Annotated in this window: 18 protein-coding genes; 2 read left to right on the forward strand and 16 right to left on the reverse strand. The window is 51.0% G+C overall.

Annotated elements, in window-relative coordinates; genetic code table 11:
- Positions 1-124: 124 nt before the first annotated feature.
- Positions 125-469, reverse strand: coding sequence for a histidine triad nucleotide-binding protein (locus ACFQNG_RS05645; protein ID WP_379863908.1), 345 nt, complete (start codon positions 467-469; stop codon positions 125-127).
- Positions 470-565: 96 nt separating this feature from the next.
- On the opposite strand from ACFQNG_RS05645, the gene ACFQNG_RS05650 reads away from it, so the two are divergent.
- Together ACFQNG_RS05650 and ACFQNG_RS05655 are read left to right on the forward strand one after the other, a co-directional pair.
- Positions 566-907, forward strand: coding sequence for a hypothetical protein (locus ACFQNG_RS05650; protein WP_379863909.1), 342 nt, complete (start codon positions 566-568; stop codon positions 905-907).
- 125 nt (positions 908-1,032) lie between these two features.
- Positions 1,033-2,022, forward strand: coding sequence for a Na/Pi cotransporter family protein (locus ACFQNG_RS05655; protein ID WP_379863910.1), 990 nt, complete (start codon positions 1,033-1,035; stop codon positions 2,020-2,022).
- Here ACFQNG_RS05655 and deoC read toward each other — a convergent pair.
- The 15 genes from deoC to spoIIP all read right to left on the reverse strand — a co-directional run bounded on the left by deoC (position 1,991) and on the right by spoIIP (position 18,195).
- Complete coding sequence (gene deoC / locus ACFQNG_RS05660) at positions 1,991-2,662, reverse strand: deoxyribose-phosphate aldolase (protein WP_379863911.1); 672 nt, start codon at positions 2,660-2,662, stop codon at positions 1,991-1,993. The two genes, ACFQNG_RS05655 and deoC, sit on opposite strands and share 32 nt — an antisense overlap.
- A complete protein-coding gene (locus tag ACFQNG_RS05665; RefSeq protein WP_379863912.1) occupies positions 2,659-3,099 on the reverse strand; it encodes an NUDIX hydrolase in 441 nt (146 codons plus the stop codon). Before ACFQNG_RS05665 ends, deoC begins: the two co-directional genes overlap by 4 nt.
- Positions 3,100-3,167: 68 nt before the next feature.
- Complete coding sequence (locus ACFQNG_RS05670; protein ID WP_379863913.1) at positions 3,168-3,815, reverse strand: hypothetical protein; 648 nt, start codon at positions 3,813-3,815, stop codon at positions 3,168-3,170.
- A gap of 101 nt (positions 3,816-3,916) precedes the next feature.
- Positions 3,917-5,266, reverse strand: a complete 1,350-nt coding sequence (gene mtaB / locus ACFQNG_RS05675) for a tRNA (N(6)-L-threonylcarbamoyladenosine(37)-C(2))-methylthiotransferase MtaB (RefSeq protein WP_379863914.1) — start codon at positions 5,264-5,266, stop codon at positions 3,917-3,919.
- A 2-nt stretch (positions 5,267-5,268) separates the two neighbouring features.
- On the reverse strand, positions 5,269-6,006 hold the full coding sequence (locus ACFQNG_RS05680) for a 16S rRNA (uracil(1498)-N(3))-methyltransferase (protein WP_379863915.1): 738 nt from the start codon (positions 6,004-6,006) through the stop codon (positions 5,269-5,271).
- A gap of 17 nt (positions 6,007-6,023) precedes the next feature.
- Positions 6,024-6,968, reverse strand: coding sequence for a 50S ribosomal protein L11 methyltransferase (gene prmA, locus ACFQNG_RS05685; RefSeq protein ID WP_379863916.1), 945 nt, complete (start codon positions 6,966-6,968; stop codon positions 6,024-6,026).
- Positions 6,969-7,022: 54 nt separating this feature from the next.
- Positions 7,023-8,153, reverse strand: coding sequence for a molecular chaperone DnaJ (gene dnaJ, locus ACFQNG_RS05690; RefSeq protein ID WP_379863917.1), 1,131 nt, complete (start codon positions 8,151-8,153; stop codon positions 7,023-7,025).
- A 121-nt stretch (positions 8,154-8,274) separates the two neighbouring features.
- Positions 8,275-10,107, reverse strand: coding sequence for a molecular chaperone DnaK (gene dnaK, locus ACFQNG_RS05695; RefSeq protein ID WP_379863918.1), 1,833 nt, complete (start codon positions 10,105-10,107; stop codon positions 8,275-8,277).
- A gap of 43 nt (positions 10,108-10,150) precedes the next feature.
- The gene (gene grpE, locus ACFQNG_RS05700; RefSeq protein WP_379863919.1) at positions 10,151-10,753 is read right to left on the reverse strand and encodes a nucleotide exchange factor GrpE; all 603 of its coding nucleotides are present in this window, start codon (positions 10,751-10,753) and stop codon (positions 10,151-10,153) included.
- 15 nt (positions 10,754-10,768) lie between these two features.
- Positions 10,769-12,307, reverse strand: a complete 1,539-nt coding sequence (locus tag ACFQNG_RS05705) for a TCP-1/cpn60 chaperonin family protein (protein WP_379863920.1) — start codon at positions 12,305-12,307, stop codon at positions 10,769-10,771.
- A gap of 93 nt (positions 12,308-12,400) precedes the next feature.
- On the reverse strand, positions 12,401-13,432 hold the full coding sequence (gene hrcA / locus ACFQNG_RS05710) for a heat-inducible transcriptional repressor HrcA (RefSeq protein WP_379863921.1): 1,032 nt from the start codon (positions 13,430-13,432) through the stop codon (positions 12,401-12,403).
- Positions 13,433-13,525: 93 nt separating this feature from the next.
- Positions 13,526-14,677, reverse strand: a complete 1,152-nt coding sequence (gene hemW, locus ACFQNG_RS05715; protein ID WP_379863922.1) for a radical SAM family heme chaperone HemW — start codon at positions 14,675-14,677, stop codon at positions 13,526-13,528.
- A gap of 73 nt (positions 14,678-14,750) precedes the next feature.
- Positions 14,751-16,568: a translation elongation factor 4 gene (gene lepA / locus ACFQNG_RS05720; RefSeq protein WP_379863923.1), complete on the reverse strand. Its 1,818-nt coding sequence runs from the start codon at positions 16,566-16,568 to the stop codon at positions 14,751-14,753.
- 131 nt (positions 16,569-16,699) lie between these two features.
- On the reverse strand, positions 16,700-17,050 hold the full coding sequence (locus ACFQNG_RS05725; protein ID WP_379863924.1) for a DUF3679 domain-containing protein: 351 nt from the start codon (positions 17,048-17,050) through the stop codon (positions 16,700-16,702).
- Positions 17,051-17,061: 11 nt separating this feature from the next.
- Entirely contained in the window at positions 17,062-18,195 is a 1,134-nt protein-coding gene (gene spoIIP / locus ACFQNG_RS05730) for a stage II sporulation protein P (protein ID WP_379863925.1), read from the reverse strand.
- Positions 18,196-18,278 lie beyond the last annotated feature (83 nt).

Consider the following 18,278-nt stretch of genomic DNA (forward strand, 5'->3'; position numbering starts at 1 on the left):
CAACAACTCCTGCAAATGTGAAATAGCCAACGATGCCCAACCTCAGAGCAGAAACCCTGACAAACCGTTGGAAAAATAAGCAGTCAACTTTTATTATAACTTAGCATACTGATTGATGTCAAAATTAGCCTGGGGGCCAGGTTAAGGTTCTGCCACCGATCAGATGAAAGTGGATATGATAGACGGTTTGTCCACCATCTTTCCCTATATTATTTACTACACGAAAGCCCTTTTCAGCAAGACCCAATTCACGCGCGATCGTTTGAATCGACGAGAAAATTTTTCCTGCGATGACGTGATCTTCCGGAGCCAGCTCCATCAATGAGGTGATATGCCGCTTGGGAATGACCAGCACATGCGTTGGCGCGACTGGCTGAATGTCATGAAATGCGAGCACATACTCATCTTCATATACTTTGTTGGATGGGATTTTCCCTTCAATGATTTGGCAAAAAATGCAATTTTCCACAGTTTGTAACCTCCACTTGAAAAGCGCATCTGATCATTCACTCATTTTTTCCAATAACATATGATATAACACCCCTACACAGGAAGGAGGCGTATCATGTTTCAACCATCCCCTGTCCGAGAATCGCATCTGAAGCGAATGATTCGAAAAATCGTCAAAGAAGAACTCAACTCAATGCACAAAAAAAAAGATCAACCCCCCGCACAGAAAGAGGGTACCGATGATACGGATGATCTGCTTTCCCAATTTAAAGCACCAAGATTAGCAGAAGATTTAGACACCGGGACGTGGACCATTTTTGGCGTTCTGGAACCCTTATCCTCTTTCCATGATAAACAAGCTCGTGCCCTGCCAGGCTTCCCAGAGCTGTATCGCCCGGATTTCAGCGGATTTGAAAGCACACCTTATCTCCCTAAATATCCGAAGCGGTCGGATTGATGAAACCATCCTTCCTGTATAGTTGTTATAATCAGGCCCTTTCGCCAAGGGCTTATTTTCATTTTACTGGTCATCCCCCTTTCCTGTCCACCATATACATGTGAAAAGGACAAGGAGGAACCGCCATGATCTGGACTACGATCATCCTGCCGTTTTGTATTGGCTTGGCCATTTTTTTATATGGTTTGGGATGGATGCGGACAGGATTGGAAGCTCTTGCCCGCGAACGATTGCACCAAATCCTGTTGCAATTTACCCGCACACCTCTGCGGGGATTCATCACCGGCATCCTCACCACCGCCTGCCTGCAGAGCAGCACGGCGGTAACCGTGCTCACCATCGGGTTTGTCAACGCCGGCATCTTGTCATTTGCCCATACGATCGGAATCATCCTTGGCAGCAACATCGGCACAACCATCACCACGCAGATGCTGACATTGAATATAGAGGACTTTGCCATTCCACTTTTTGTCATCGGACTTGTCTTGCGCCTGTTTCCCCAAGAGCCCCTCCAACTGCTGGGCAAAGTTTTGCTTGGGTTCGGAGCCATCTTCTGGGGCATCCATCTGATGCAATTAATCGCCGCTCCGCTGAAGGAACAGGGCTGGGTAGAGTGGTTTATCCAACACAGCGGCAATCCCGTTGTCAGCGGCCTGCTGGTCGGCATGCTGCTAACCGCCCTCATACATAGCAGCAGCGCTTGCATTGCGATAACAATGGGCTTTTACGCCACGGGTGTGATCACCCTGCCCTTTGCGATCGCGGTTGTGTTCGGGAGCAATGTGGGCACTTGCGTCACGGCGATGATCGCCTCCATCGGCGCCAATATGGCCTCAAAGCAGGTCGCGCTGGCCCATTTGCTGTTAAATGTGGGCGGCGCCGCCATTTTCACGCCCATGATACCATTGATCTGCGAGATCAGTTCCCATCTTTCATCGGATCCCGCCACCCAAATCGCCCATATCCAAACCTTGTTCAATGTCATCTGCTCGGTCGCCGTATTGCCTTTTTGCGATGCTTTCGCTTCGGTCATCACCCGCCTGATTCCGGATGAGTCCTTCGCTTGGCAAAAAAAAGGAGGCTTTAATAAGCCCCCGTCCCTTTACCGCCGGTGACAATCGCCACACTGGCACTGGCTCCGATGCGATTGGCACCCGCTTGGATCATTTGCATCGCGGTCTCTTGATCGCGCACACCGCCCGAGGCTTTTACGCCCAAATCAGGACCCACGGTTTGTCTCATCAGGCGGATGGCTTCCACCGTAGCCCCACCCTTGCCAAAACCGGTGGAAGTCTTCACAAAGTGGGCGCCCGCCGCTTTGGCTTGCTCACAAGCGGTCACAATCTCCTCATCCGTCAGGAGCCCTGTTTCTAAAATGACTTTGACCAGTACACCATTAGCCGCTTCCACAACCGCTTGGATATCGCGTTTCACCGTTTCCACGTCACCTGACTTGAGGGCGCCCACATTCATCACCATATCGATTTCGGTTGCACCGTTTTGGATAGCGTTTTTCGTTTCAAACGCTTTGACTTCGGAAGTGGTCGCTCCCAGCGGAAACCCGACCACCGTACATACCGCCACTTGGCTGCCCGCCAACTGGGCCGCCGCTTCTTTCACCCAGTAGGGATTCACGCAGACAGAAGCAAAGTCATGTTCTTTCGCTTCTCGGCAAAGTTCTTGAATTTGCTCTTTTGTCGCTTCTGGCTTCAGTAAAGTATGATCAATCATGGCTGCAATCTCTTTTGCGTTCATTTCTGTTCATCCTTTCCCATTGGTTCTAACTTCGCAAGAGCCAATCTCATCACTTCATCATTATTATCATAGCCCAAACCAGTCTGTTTCTCCCATGCCTCTCTGGGCGACAGCCAGACCACTCCGTTAATCTCTTCCAATTGGGGCGTTTCCACCCCTGATTCGGCCCGAACGAGATAATAATGAACCGTTTTGTCCACGGCACCGCGCTCAGCATGGGTATATTGATAAGAAATTGTGTGAAGGCGCTCCACGATCGTGCCCGTAATCCCCGTCTCTTCAAGAATTTCACGCAAGGCGGTCTCTTCATCTGTCTCGCCCGCTTCCTTTTTGCCCTTGGGGAGGGTCCAGCGGCCAAAGCGGTCTTCAATCATCAAGATTTCAATGCCTGCTTGGCCTTCACGGTACACCACACCACCAGCAGAAATCTCCTTCATATGTAGCCCATCCTTTTTATCGGTTTGCTTAGCGATCATAGCACAGAAAAGGGTGTCGGTACAAGCGCTTAGCCAAGGAGGAGTCTAACCCCCACCGGATCAGTGACCGAAACGCTTGCTGATGGCGTGGCCAGTCTCACTTCTTCCACCCGTGTCTTTTCGCCGGAATGAATGATCCACTCCCATTCACCGTCAGACAACCGGAGCGAATCTGGCTGGGTAAACATTGGAATATCCAACAGTTGGGCCAACTCGCCAACCGGTGCTAGATCACCGTGGACGGCCATGGTCAGCGAACGGATGCGACAGTTGGATGGTTCTTCAATCACAGGTTGCAACATCAACTCGACACGAAACGTCCACGGAGTGGTGATAAAGGTTCTCCGTTCATTTCGCTCTACAGGCCACCCTTTTAATACCGCCCGTTTGCAAATCGCCAGCATCCCGTCTTCATCCACTTGGAAACCCACATGATCAAACAAATCCTGTTTTCCCATGCCAAAGGTGACATTCACTTCTCCCATAACCATCTCAATGATCCGCAACATCACATTCCTTTTCCGCAGCTCTGCCCAGTTACACATGTCCCACCGTCGCCATTCGGCTCCTGGGACGCGCCCCACCCGTTGGTTCAGTTTAAAATCGCATGCCAAATAACATCGCTCCATCTCCTCTACACGGGGTGTCCAATAATGATAATGAAACAACCGAGCCATAAGCCATTCCCCTTTCCATCATCGATCCCCACTTTTTTCCCTCTCCGGCAAACAAAAAAACAGCCGGTTCCCTATTGGGATCACAGCTGTTTGTATCGGCATTAACCTACACGCGCCGGACGGGGCACATCATCGATCACACGGACGAACGTGCCGCGGCAGTACTCAGGCGATTCAACCTCATCGATCCGCACCCGGCACACTTTCCCTACCATCTCTTCCGTCGCGGGGAACGCCACTTGCAGGTAATTATCGGTATATCCCATATAAAGCCCGCTGGTTGGGTCTTCTTTATAAGGGCGTTCCGGAATCACTTCCAACACGTCACCAACAAACTTTTGGGCATACTCCAAGGTTAAACGATTGGAAAGATCAATCAATTTGCGCACGCGCTCATGCTTCACCTCTTCCGGCACTTGGTCCGGCATGCGCGCGGCCGGTGTTCCGGTCCGTTTGGAATATGGGAAGACGTGCATTTGATACATTTTAAGTTCTTCCACAAACCGATATCCATTTTCAAACTGTTCTTCGGTTTCACCCGGGAAGCCCACGATCATATCGGTGGTGATGGCCACATTGGGCATCGCTTCATGCAACAGCATGATTTTCTCTTTAAACTCCGCCGTTGTGTATCTGCGGCGCATCCGCTTCAACACTTCGTCATCCCCGGCCTGGAGCGGGATGTGCAGGTGACGGCACATCTTCTCGGACGCGTTCAACACTTCGATCACGCGCTCATCAATCTGGCTCGCTTCGATCGAACTGATCCGCACCCGGTTCAACCCCTCGATCTTATCCAAGTCCCAAAGCAAATCGGCCAGCTTGTAATTTTCAAAGTCGTCGCCATAGCCACCCGTATGAATCCCGGTCAACACGATCTCCTTGTATCCCGCCGCAACAAGCTGACGAGCTTGTTGCAAGACATTTTCCGGCTTGCGGCTGCGGGAGAGCCCTTTGGCCCAAGGAATGATGCAGAAGGTGCAGAAGTTGTTGCACCCTTCTTGGATCTTCAGCGAAGCGCGGGTCCGATCGGCAAATGCGGGCACATCCAATTCTTCATACTCGCGTTGTTTCATGATATTGCCCACCGCATTGATCGGTTGGCGCTGCGCCAAGTATTGCTCCACATACTCAGTCAGCTTATCGCGCCCTTGGGTGCCCACCACAATATCCACGCCGGGAATCGCCGCCACTTCTGCGGGAGAAGTTTGGGCGTAACATCCCGTCACGGCAATCACAGCATCGGGATTACGGCGAATCGCCCGGCGGATCACCTGGCGGCTCTTCTTGTCCCCCGTGTTGGTAACCGTACATGTATTGATCAGATATACGTCAGCTTTTTCCTCGAATTCCACCCGGGTATAACCCGCTTGCTTAAACAGTTGCCACATCGCTTCAGTCTCATACGCATTCACTTTGCATCCCAATGTGTGAAACGCAACCGTTCTCATGCTTAGTCACCTCCTAGATCTTGCCTTGCGAACAAGATGCAAGAGAGCGCCATAAGGGGCGCGGTCTCTGTTCGCAATATACGTGAACCAAGCGAGATTGGCACTGCACCTGCTTCTTTCGCTTCTTGAATCTCAGCCTCAGTAAACCCGCCTTCCGGGCCCACGATGAACAAGATCTCATCCGCGGCCGATCCAATTGCTTCGGCCAAGGGGAGACCTCCTTTTTCATAAGCGATCCAAGCGCATTCTCGCTTTGTTATTTCTTGTAAAAGCGCCTTCCAGGACAACGGAGTGGCCACCGTCGGCACCGCTCCACGATGAGCTTGTTCGGCGGCTTCTTTCACAATCCGGTCCCACCGTTCTTTTTTCTTGTCAATTTTACGGGCATCGAGTTTTACAATGCTTCGTTCCGAGGAAAACGGCAAAAAGGCTGACGCACCCAGCTCCGTTCCTTTTTGCAGAATCCATTCCAATTTATCGCCTTTCGGCAGTGATTGCGCAAGCAGGATCTTCGTCCGGGGTTCCCCTTTCGAGGGCATCCGCTCAACAATGCGCGTCATGACCTCACTGCTGTCGAGGGATTCAATCTCCACCAGGTAGTCGATGCCCTGGCCGGCGCAACAGATGATCTGGTCGCCAGGTTTATTGCGCATCACATTTTTTATATGATGGACATCCTCTCCGACAAGTCGAATGGTTGTCTCCATGATTTGTTCTTGTGCAATGAAATATCTTTGCATTTGACACTCCTATCAGTTTACCATTTTTTCGCGGCGATAGCTACCCAGCCATCTTGGTGAATGGTTTCCAAAATTTCAAGCCCGATCATGGCCAATGCTTCTTCCACCTTCCCCTTCTTCTCTTCAATAATCCCGGAAGCGACAAACGTTCCCCCGGGAACCAGGACACGCGGAAGCTCATGGACGAACTTCAAAATAATCTCCGCCAAGATGTTGGCCACCACGACATCCGCCGTGCCAGCCACGCCTTTTAACAAGTCTCCTTGTCGCACGGTCACTCGCCCCGACAAGTGATTCAAGGCGATGTTTTCCCGTGCCTTCTCTACCGCAAGCGGGTCCAAATCAAGGGCCAAAATCGGCTCGGCACCCAGCTTCCCCGCTACAATGCTCAAAATCCCGCTGCCGCAACCCACATCGATCACACGCTGTCCCGGCTTGAGATATTTCTCCAGCAACCGGATGGAAAGCATGGTGGTGGGATGGGTTCCCGTGCCAAAAGCCATCCCGGGGTCCAATTCAATGATGCGCTCATCCGGTGAAGCGGGCGTATAACGTTCCCACTCAGGCTTGATCACGATGCGGTCCGTCACTTTAATTGTTTTGTAATATTTTTTCCACTCATCTTCCCAAGAGGATTCGCTCACTGCTTGCGTTGTGACAATAGCCGATCCCACATCAAACTGGGCCGCTTGCAACTCCGCCAATCGCTCTTTTACCTCGGCCACAAACCCGTCCACATCTGTGCATTCCAATTCGGACAGATATGCTTTTACACGCACGCCTTCTTGCGGGTAATCATCCGGCGACAATTCAATGATTTCGCCAAATTGGTTATCCCAGGTGCGATGAAGCACTTCAGGATCTTCGATGGACACTCCGTCCGCTCCAAGTTCCTGCAAGATATAACTGACAGCCTCTGTCGCCTCTTGACTGGTATGGACACAAATCTCTATCCAATTCAATATAATCCCTCCAAATGATAAAGAAAAACGGGCAAAGATGCCCGTTTAAGTTCATTAGTCGCCGCGAAACGCTTGTTTCATCTTATCGAAGAAGTTATTGGACTGCTCTTGGTTAATGTATTCACCACAGAGCCGGCTAAACTTGCGAAGCGCCTCTTTTTGTTCCTCCGTCAGCTTGGATGGTGTGACCACGCGCACTTTGACGCGCAAATCACCTTCACCATATCCCCGCAGACGTGGAACCCCTTTCCCTTGCAAACGGAATTCGGTCCCCGTTTGCGTGCCTGCGGGCACCTTCAGCCGGGCACGACCATTCAAGGTGGGAACAATCACTTCATCACCCAGAGCGGCTTGCCCAAAGGTGATTGGCAATTCACACACCAGATCGTCGCCTTCCCGTTTGAAAAACTCGTGCGGCTTAACATAAATCGTGATATAGAGATCTCCTGGTGGCCCGCCATTCATCCCGGGTTCACCTTCACCGCTTACGCGCAATTGAGCGCCTTCGTGGATACCTGCTGGAATTTTGACGTTGATTTTTTTCTTTTTCTTCACTTGTCCTTGCCCGGAGCAATGGGTGCATCTCTCTCTGATCAATTGGCCCGTTCCGTTACAAGCGTGGCAGATCCGACGGTTAACCACACGGCCAAACGGTGTATTTTGCACTACTTCCGTCTGTCCGCTTCCCTGGCATACAGAACAGGTTTCCGGCTTGGTCCCCGGCTTGGCTCCTGATCCGTGGCATTGGTCGCACGTTTCGGTGCGCGGAATGACAACATCCACAGTTTTGCCATATACGGCATCTTTAAAATCAATTTGCAGGCGATATTCCAAATCGGCACCTTGACGGGGGGCGTTGGGATTATTGCGTCTTCCGCCGCCAAAAAACATATCAAAAATGTCCCCGAACCCAAAATCGGCGTCAAATCCGGCTCCCGCACCAGCTCCCCCACCAAATCCACCGGTAGGATCAGCATGACCAAAGCGATCGTAACTGGCTTTTTTCTGCGGATCGCTCAATACTTCATATGCTTCTTTCACATCTTTAAACTTTTGTTCTGCATCTGCTTCTTTGTTTACGTCTGGGTGATATTTGCGTGCCAATTTTCGGTAGGCTTTGCGAATCTCATCATCAGAGGCATCGCGGCTAATACCTAGCACCTCATAATAGTCACGTTTGCTCACCGGGTCACCTCCTCTTCTAACTCAACCATCCAGCAAACATATCCACAAAAAATGGAAAGCCAAGCAAGGCAGAGCCTCGACATTGACTTTCCAGTCGAGGAGAACTCTTCCCTTCTCCTCTTTATTTCTCTTCTTCTTTTACCTCTTCATACTCAGCATCAACGACATTATCTTTTTTCTCCGCGGAAGCTTCTGATCCTTGTGCTTGGTTTGCTTCTTGCTGCATTTTTTCATACAGTTTTACAGATAATTGTTGCACAGCTTGCTCCAATTCTTCAATACCTTTTTTCATTTCTTCCAGATTATCTTCTTCGAGCGCTTTTTTCAGCTGATCTTTCGCTTGGTTTGCTTTATCCAACTCAGCTTTATCCACTTTATCGCCGAGATCCTTAATGGTCTTCTCGGTGGTAAAGATCAATTGGTCCGCTTTGTTGCGGGTTTCCACTTGTTCTTGGCGCTTTTTGTCTTCTTCCGCATGCATCTCCGCCTCTTTTACCATGCGTTCGATCTCTTCATCGCTCAGACCGCCGGAAGATTGAATCGTGATCGCTTGGCTCTTGCCGGTTGCTTTGTCTTTCGCCGATACATGCACAATCCCGTTGGCGTCGATTTTGAAGGTGACCTCAATTTGTGGAATTCCCCGTGGCGCCGGTGGAATATCCGTCAGTTGGAAACGGCCCAATGGTTTGTTGTCGGCCGCCATCGGACGTTCCCCTTGCAGAACGTGAATGTCCACAGAGGTTTGGTTGTCCGCCGCGGTGGAGAAAATTTGGGACTTCTCGGTTGGGATCGTCGTGTTGCGCTCGATCAATTTGGTGAAGACGCCACCCAGGGTTTCAATTCCGAGGGACAGCGGCGTCACATCCAGCAAGACGATATCTTTCACATCGCCGGACAATACCCCGCCTTGGATCGCCGCACCCATCGCCACGACTTCGTCTGGGTTAACCCCTTTGCTTGGCTCTTTGCCGATTAAGCGCTTAATCGCTTCCTGCACTGCGGGAATCCGGGTCGATCCGCCAACCAGGATCACTTTATCGATATCATTCGGAGTGAGTCCCGCATCGCTCAGCGCCTGACGGGTTGGAGCCATGGTCCGTTCAATCAGGTTGGCGCTCAACTCTTCAAATTTGGCGCGGGTTAACGTGACTTCCAAATGTTTTGGACCCGTCGCGTCAGCTGTCAAGAACGGAAGCGAAATCGTCGTGGTCAACACGCCGGACAAGTCTTTTTTCGCTTTTTCCGCCGCGTCTTTCAAGCGTTGGACGGCCATTTTGTCATGGCTGATATCAATGCCGTTTTCCTTTTTGAACTCTTGCACGAGATAATCGATGATGACTTGGTCAAAGTCGTCACCGCCCAGTTGGTTATCCCCACTGGTCGACAATACTTCAAACACGCCATCGCCCAGCTCAAGGATGGATACGTCAAAGGTACCGCCACCCAAGTCAAAGACGAGGATTTTTTGGTCTTCCGATTTTTCCATACCGTATGCCAGCGCGGCAGCGGTTGGCTCGTTGATGATGCGCAACACTTCCAAACCGGCGATCCGTCCGGCGTCTTTGGTCGCTTGGCGTTGGCTATCATTAAAGTATGCAGGAACGGTGATGACGGCTTGGGTTACCGTTTCGCCCAGATAAGCCTCAGCATCCGCTTTTAACTTTTGCAGAATCATCGCGGAGATTTCTTGCGGGCTATATGCTTTGTCATCAATTTGCACTTTATGGTCTGTTCCCATATAGCGCTTGATGGAAATGATCGTTTTTTCCGGATTGGTGATGGCTTGGCGTTTGGCGGCTTCCCCGACCAAGCGTTCACCCGTTTTGGAGAACCCCACTACAGAGGGGGTGGTGCGGCCACCTTCTGCGTTGGGAATGACGACAGCCTCATTGCCGTCCATAAATGCTACACATGAGTTGGTTGTCCCTAAGTCAATTCCAATTACTTTACCCATTGACTACTAACCTCCTACCTCAACCTTTGCGTAAGTAGTATTTTTATTGGCTCACTTTGACCATTGATGGACGAATCACACGGTCCAGGTAACGGTACCCCGCTTGCAGTTCTTCAACAACCATGCCAGGCGCCATATGATCCGTCTCCACTTGCATGACTGCGTTGTGCTCATGCGGGTTGAACGGTTTTCCTTCAGTCTCAATCATCGTCAAACCAGTTTCAGACAGAACATTTAAGAATTGACGATACACCATCTCAATTCCTTCTTGCAACATTCGCGCATCTTCACTTTGATCCGCCGCATCCAAGGCGCGCTCAAAGTTGTCGAGCACGGGCAAGAGTTTTTCAAGAAAGGGAACCACCGCATATTTGGCCACTTCTTCTTTCTCTTTGCGAGCCCGGCGACGGTAGTTCTCCAGGTCGGCAAGTGCACGTAAATAAAGCTCGCGGTGTTGCTCCGCTTGCCTCTGCCACTTCTCCGCCAATTGCTTGGTTTGCTCCAGCTCTTGCTCAAGAGATCCTTCGGCGGGTGAGGATTCCTCGGCACCCGTATGTACACTTGCCTGCTCCTCAAATGATTCTTCATTTGCAGAGGGTTGGCTTCCAGTTGGATGCTGAAGCTCTTCATTTTCATGCTTCATCATTCTGGTCCTCCTATATTAGAAAACAGGGTCTTCTTTCATCTTCACAACCGTGTGGATGCGCAAAATCGCAATGGCAACTTCTCCTGCTGTTTGCAGCGCATGCGCTTTGACCGGGAGCGGGTCGACAACCCCCATTTCAATCATATCCGCAACCGTACCCCGATCGCAATCGATTCCCAAGGAATCAGATTGACGTTTTAGTTGCAATGCTTTGACCGCTTCGATTTTTTCCAAGGGGTTGAATCCGGCATTGGCGACCACTTGGCTCATGGGGCGTTGCAGGGCTTCCGCCACCGCCGATACGCCAAACCGTTCCATCCCTTGCACCGTATCGCGGAAATGTTCGACATCACGCCCGATCGCCAGTTCGACGGCCCCGCCGCCCGGCACAAATCCGCCGTGAATCGCCGCTTGCACCGCTGATGCTGCATCCTTGCATATCCGTTCGCGCTCTTCCACCACTTCTTCCGTCGCCGCTCCGACCAAAATGGTTGCAAACGGCTTCCCGTGCCCGCCGGTAATCCGGATTCGGGCGAGAACTTCGTCATCTTCCACTTCGGAACAATATCCCAATAAGGCTTCGATCTCTTCCGGGCTTTTCTTCAGTCCGCTTCGTTTGATTTGACGCGCTCCAGTATATTCAGATACTTTCTCCAGCTCTTCGCGCGCAACCTCCGAAACCACGATCACCCCGGCATCCGTAAGGACTTCTTCCGCGTGGGGGTCAACAGCTCCGTCTGTGACGATAAAGCCCACATTCAAATGAATCAAATGCTCCAGCATGACGTAAAACTCTTCCCGCAACCGCTCCTTGCGGTTGAACGCTTCGTCCGTGCGCACTTCATCGGAGAAGGATTCCGGTTCTAACGCATCAGCCAACACCAGCACCCGCGCGTTTTCCCTCTTTCGCGGCATCTGCGGGTTCATCCGGGTTTTGCTGATGACGATCCCCGAGAACACATTGCTTTCAATGCGCGGATGGGCGACGACGCAACTGGATAGTTTAAACCCTTTTTCCAACAGCTTTTCGCGACCAACCATATGGGCGGCCTCAATCACCGCCAAGGTGATATCTTCATTCTCGCGGCTGGCGGTAAACGCAATCCGTTGCAGCCATTCATCATCCAATTCGTAAATCGTGCGGGCCCGTTCCTGCATTTTGATCAGGGCAAAGCGGATTCCGCGTTGGATTCCCGCGATGACTTTGGTCACTGGAACCCCTCGTGTCACCTGCTTCACACCCTCATCCACCAGCGCGGAAGCCAGCAACGTGGCTGTTGTGGTTCCATCGCCCATTTCATCTTGTTGCGACTTAGCCACGTTGACAATCATCTTGGCCGCCGGATGGGTGATTTCCATGCGATCCAAAATGGTCACACCGTCATTGGTCACAATCACTTCATTTTTGGAGTTGACGAGCATGGTGTCGAGACCCTTGGGGCCGAGTGTGGAGGCAACCGCCTGTGCAACAGATTTAACGGCATTGGCATTGGATTGGAGCGCGGACAGACGCGCCTCCTCTTTTTCTTGGTGTAGATGGACTTTATCCGGCACCGGGTTTCCCCTTCCTTTCTCTACATGGGCATAGGGGTTCCTTTTATTTCTATGAACCCCTAAACACGCGTGGTACATCCTAATATGCTTAGTTTATTCTTTTTCATAGAGCATGCTCAACCGTCTAGAGAAATCTTTTGCTAAAAAATCAAGAATTCCAATGACACGGCCGTAATCCATTCGCGTCGGTCCGAGTACACCTATGGTTCCAACCGGTTTGCCGTTTATCATATAAGAAGCTGAGATCACGCTGCAGTCTTGCACGGCTTCTAAATCGTTCTCATATCCTATTCGCACCTGTACGCCATCAGCTTTTGGCTTTAGCAGTTGAATCAGCGCCTCATTCGCCTCTACGAGATCCAAGAGCGATTTCATCTTATCCACATCGCGAAACTCCGGCTGTTCCAAAATGCGTGTCGTCCCACTCGTATAGACTCGGTCTTCCTGTTCCGTCTGCAATAGCTGAACGGTCAGATCCGTCAACTTTTCAAAGTGGTCGACATGCCGCTGAAGTTCTTCCGTCAACTCCCGCGCCACAATCTGATCCAACTTGGACATCGGGGCACCGCTGAGGCGATGGTTCAAGAGATTCACCATCTTCTCCAGCGTGGTCCACGGAATGTCTTCCGGCAACAGAATGCGCTGCTGGTGAACATGTCCCGTATCCGTCACCATGATGGAGACGGCAAGACGGTCGTACAACGGGATGATGTGCAGATGTTTCAATCGACTCTCTGATAAATTTGGACCCAAAATGAAGGTCATGCAATTGGTCAAATAAGCAAGGATTGAATTCATATGCTTAATCGCTTGCTCGACATGATCCACTTTCAAAGCATAAAACTCATGCAATGCCAGCAAGTCTTCTTTTGACCACATATATGGTTTTAAGAGATGATCAACGTAGAAACGATACCCTTTTTGCGAAGGTATTCGGCCGGCAGATGTATGTGGCTGCTCCAAAAAACCCATCTCTTCCAAATCAGCCATCTCATTGCGGATGGTCGCCGCGCTCACATCGACCCCCTTCTTCTTGGACACGGTGCGTGAGCCGACAGGTTCTGCTGAGATAATATAATCGTCGATAATTGCCCAGAGAATCCGTTTTTGGCGCTCGGTTAACATCTGCCTCCCCTCCTTGTTAGCACTCCTTATGGTCGAGTGCTAAAATACTAATTTAAAATTACCAAAGGGGCGAATTGATGTCAATCTATCCATTCATAAATCAATGCTCCCTAAAAAATCAGCAAACACGTCATTGCCAAATATCAATCCTTTTTCCGTCAAACGATAGCGGTCGCCGTTCAAATCAAGCAGCCCTTTCGTCAGCAGTCGCGTCAGGACCGAGCCAAACACTTGCTCCAGCTCCACACCATACAAACGCTGAAATTTGTCCCGGCTCACCCCCTCCATCAAACGCAGACCCAAGATCATAAAGTTCTCCATCTCTTCCGTGCGGCTGACCGGGTAACTTTCGGCGATGGGGAGTTCGTTCCGCTCCAGTCGCTGAACATATTCTTTTACGCCCTTGATGTTGGCGTGGCGGCGTTTTTGCACATACCCATGAGCCCCTGTTCCAAAACCATAATACTCTTCGTTTAGCCAATAAGTCAGATTATGGCGGCTTTCTCGACCCGGCTTGGAAAAATTGCTCACTTCGTACTGCGCATATCCTTGTTCCGCGAGATAGGAACGAGTCAATTGGTACATTGCCAACTCCGCATCTTCAGACGGCAACGGCAATTCTTTCCGTTCGTGCAAATGGTGAAACAAGGTTCCTTCTTCCACTTTCAGGCTATAGCAGGAGAAATGTTCCGGCGCCAGGGCGACCGCTTGCCGCAATGTCTCTTCCATATCACTCACCGTCTGGGTAGGCAGCCCAAACATCAGGTCAAGCGACAGATTGGCAAAGCCTGCTTCCCGCGCCAACTCCACCCCTCGTTTGATCTCCTCCACTCCATGGATGCGTCCAATCCGCTCAAGCAAATCAGGGCGGAAGGTTTGCGCTCCAAAGCTGATCCGGTTAATCCCACCCGCCCGCATCACGCGGAGCAACTCGGGACCTGTCGTTCCCGGATTGGCTTCAATGGTAAATTCGATCGACTCATCCCAGAGAGGGAAATAGCGGCGGATGCTGGACAAGAGGCGATCCATCTGCCGGGGTGTCAACACCGTCGGTGTTCCTCCGCCGATAAAAATGGAGCGAATGGCTCCAGGGGGGACGGCAGACACGGTTAAGGCCATTTCTTGATCAAGCGCGGCCAAATAATCATCCACCGGCTGACCATCCACCACATAGGCCGTAAAATCGCAGTAATGACATTTGTTTGTGCAAAACGGTATATGGATATAGACGGCTTGGGGAGCCATAAAGTTTCCTCCTTGTCAAAAACATGGTCAAAAAAGCCGCAAGCGGACAACCTTCCGCCTACGGCTTCACCCCTTACTTGCTGTCGTCAATTTTGAGAACGGCCATGAAAGCTTCTTGCGGCACTTCCACACTTCCCACCGCTTTCATACGCTTCTTCCCTTCTTTTTGTTTCTCCAGCAGTTTCCGTTTCCGGCTGATGTCCCCGCCATAACACTTCGCCAACACGTTTTTGCGCATCGCGCTGATCGTCTCCCGAGCAATGATTTTATTGCCGATCGCCGCTTGGATCGGCACTTCAAACATCTGGCGCGGGATCAGCTTTTTCAATTTCTCGGTAAGCGCGCGTCCGCGATGGTAGGCGCGGTCGCGATGCACGATAAAGGATAAGGCGTCAACCACTTCCCCGTTCAGGAGAATATCCATCTTCACCAGGTCCGATGCCTTATAGCCAATCAATTCATAATCGAACGAAGCGTAACCTTTGGTGCTGGATTTCAATTGATCAAAGAAATCATAGACGATTTCAGCCAATGGCAACTCATAGGTCAAATTCACGCGGTTCGTGTCGATGTAGCTCATGTCGACGTAATTGCCGCGCTTGTTCTGGCAGATTTCCATCACAGCGCCGACAAAATCGTTGGGCACCATGATCGACGCCTTCACATAAGGCTCTTCCACGCGATCGATCTTTTGGGTTTCCGGCATCAGGGTCGGATTCTCAATCTCCAATACGGTGCCGTCGGTTTGATACACCTTGTAAACAACGCTTGGCGCCGTGGTGATCAGCGGAATGCCGAACTCCCGTTCGATCCGTTCCTGAATGATCTCCATGTGCAGGAGCCCCAAAAATCCGCAACGGAAACCAAAGCCCAAAGCGGTCGACGTCTCCGGCTCATAGGTGAGCGAAGCGTCGTTCAGCTCCAGCTTCTCGAGCGCTTCCCGAAGATCGTCGTACTCTGAAGACTCCACCGGATACAATCCGCAGAACACCATGGGGTTGATCCGACGATATCCCGGCAGCGGCTCACTTGCGGGATTGTCGGCATCCGTGATCGTATCCCCCACCCGGGTGTCACGAACATTCTTGATGTTGGCCACCACAAAGCCCACTTCCCCCGCCGACAGTTCACTCATGATCATCGGATGGGGCGCGAAAGCTCCCACTTCGGTGACATCATATTCTTTTTCCGTCGCCATCATGCGGATGCGCATCCCTTTCTTAATGGTGCCGTCCACCACCCGCATGTAGATAATGACCCCTTTATAGGAATCGTAAAGGGAGTCGAAAATCAGCGCTCTGAGCGGGGCGTCTGGATCTCCTTCCGGAGCGGGCACTTTCTCCACCACTTGCTCCAAAACTTCTTCAATCCCAATTCCTGCTTTCGCCGAAGCGAGCACCGCTTCACTGGCATCGAGACCGATGACATCTTCCACTTCCTTTTTCACCCGGTCTGGATCCGCGCTGGGCAGGTCGATTTTATTGATAACGGGAATGATCTCCAGATCGTTCTCCAACGCCAAATAGACGTTTGCCAACGTTTGCGCTTCAACGCCTTGGGAAGCGTCAACCACCAAAAGAGCGCCTTCACACGCTTGCAAACTGCGGGACACTTCATAAGTGAAGTCAACGTGCCCCGGAGTATCAATCAAATTCAAGATATACTCCTGCCCATCTTTCGCCTTGTATGGCAGGCGAACTGATTGCAACTTAATGGTAATGCCACGCTCGCGTTCCAGATCCATCTTATCCAAGAATTGGTTTTGCATCTCGCGTTCGCTGAGTGCACCCGTCTTCTCCAGGATCCGATCCGCCAGGGTGGATTTGCCGTGGTCGATATGAGCGATAATCGAAAAATTTCGGATGATTGCTTGTCGTTCTCTCTTGTCCATTCCCGTTCATTTCCCTCCTGCGTGCATAGCAAGACTGCATTGCTTAATTATAACAATCTGTTCTCCGCTCTTCAAATGAATTTCCTTTTCATTGACCAGTTAACCACAAACGGGCAAAAAAAATAAGGCTGTCAGTCAGCCCATCGAAACACCCATTCGGCCAATTCACGCGTGATTTGCCTGATGCCCTCGCCCATCTCATTGCCCATGACGGCCATGATGTTGGTTCCTTGCTTCACTTGTGTGGCCACTTTGTCTACTTTTTCCTGATTCACTACTGATGCGGGGCTTTGCGTTTTCACCGTTTGCCCCAGAACGGCGATTTCGATCCGCCCTTGCTCCGTCGGGGTGATCTGGATCGCGCGCGGCGCGCCATCCGCCCCTTGCATCATTTGCATATTTTTTTCCGCTTGATTGATACCGATCCCAATTCCGACCATGAGCATGATGACAAGAAAGCAACATTGCACCATCACGCGCATTCTGATTCACCTCACTGTTCATTCGATACCGGTTTGGACTTGTGGATTCTTTCCGCCAATACGCGGGCCAATATCTCGATGGACCGATTTGCCTCCTCAAAGGTGTTGTCGATGCCTCCCACTTCAACGAGCAGGCTGTTGGGTGACAGGGATTGGTTATATTCTCCGTTGTTCCCTTTTTCGCGCTTTTTAATAATCACCGCACTGCAAATCCCTGGAACGATGCGGTTGAGCTGGTTGTACATTTGCCGCGCCAATTGCAGATTCTCTTCAAAGTTTTTGCTTTCTCTCCCCACCACAAAGGCCAACCGGGCATAGGCTTTTCCCTTGACCACTTTGGTAGTCTTTGGCCGGCGTTGGGCATCGCGATGCAAATCGATCAAATACGTGACATCTTCATATTGACCCAATGCCGCGATCACCATTTTGCGGGATTGAACATACGATCCCGAATTCCAAGTGTATTTCCGCTTGACTGTCACTGCACCGACGCCCATTTCCTCCAACTCCCGCGCCATGCGTTTGGACACGCTGGTGATGTTTTTCTGCACATCGGAGGCCAAACGCGGGTCCTTCCGCCCCAACTCGGGCAGATATGATTCCCAGAAGTGCGTGTTGTAGATCAGCACTTTTTTCTGTTTGATGGTGCCGGAAGGGGTTTCATCCACATCCTTTCCAGAGTCTTCCATCGCCTTGATGATCTCTTGTTCCAATTTCGGTGGCGGCGGGGATTCGATGGGAATCGACGTATAATCGACATCGCTACTGGCGATATCAATTTCACTGTCAAACAAGTCATACATGGGAAGTTCCCGCCCCAAATACGTGCGCGGGTCTCTGAGATCGATGCTGGTGGCCAGTTCAAACGCCATCCTTGAAGCGATTTCTTCCAGGCCCGCCGCCTGCAGCTCTTCTTGCAGAAAAGGGATATTTTCACCCATGGCCATCACTAGGGTTTTGGACGAAATATGGGACGTGATACGACTGAGTTCGGAGGGGGCCAACCGACTTTCCGCTTGTCCCATGGCAAGCGCCCCCGCCAGCGCGAAGGTGAAGGCCACGATTAAACAAAGCAGCACAAAAGTTTGTCTCGTCTTGGGACGTGACATGTTGACGGTGATAAAACTGTGATACCGATTTTTCAACAGGTTCACCTTCTATCAATTCATCTCATCAAAGCTTATGAGAGACGAATGAGAAATAGAACCTATCATGTTTGATTCGAGAG

Source organism: Laceyella putida (genome assembly GCF_042665195.1).
Classification (GTDB): Bacteria; Bacillota; Bacilli; order Thermoactinomycetales; family Thermoactinomycetaceae; genus Laceyella; species Laceyella putida.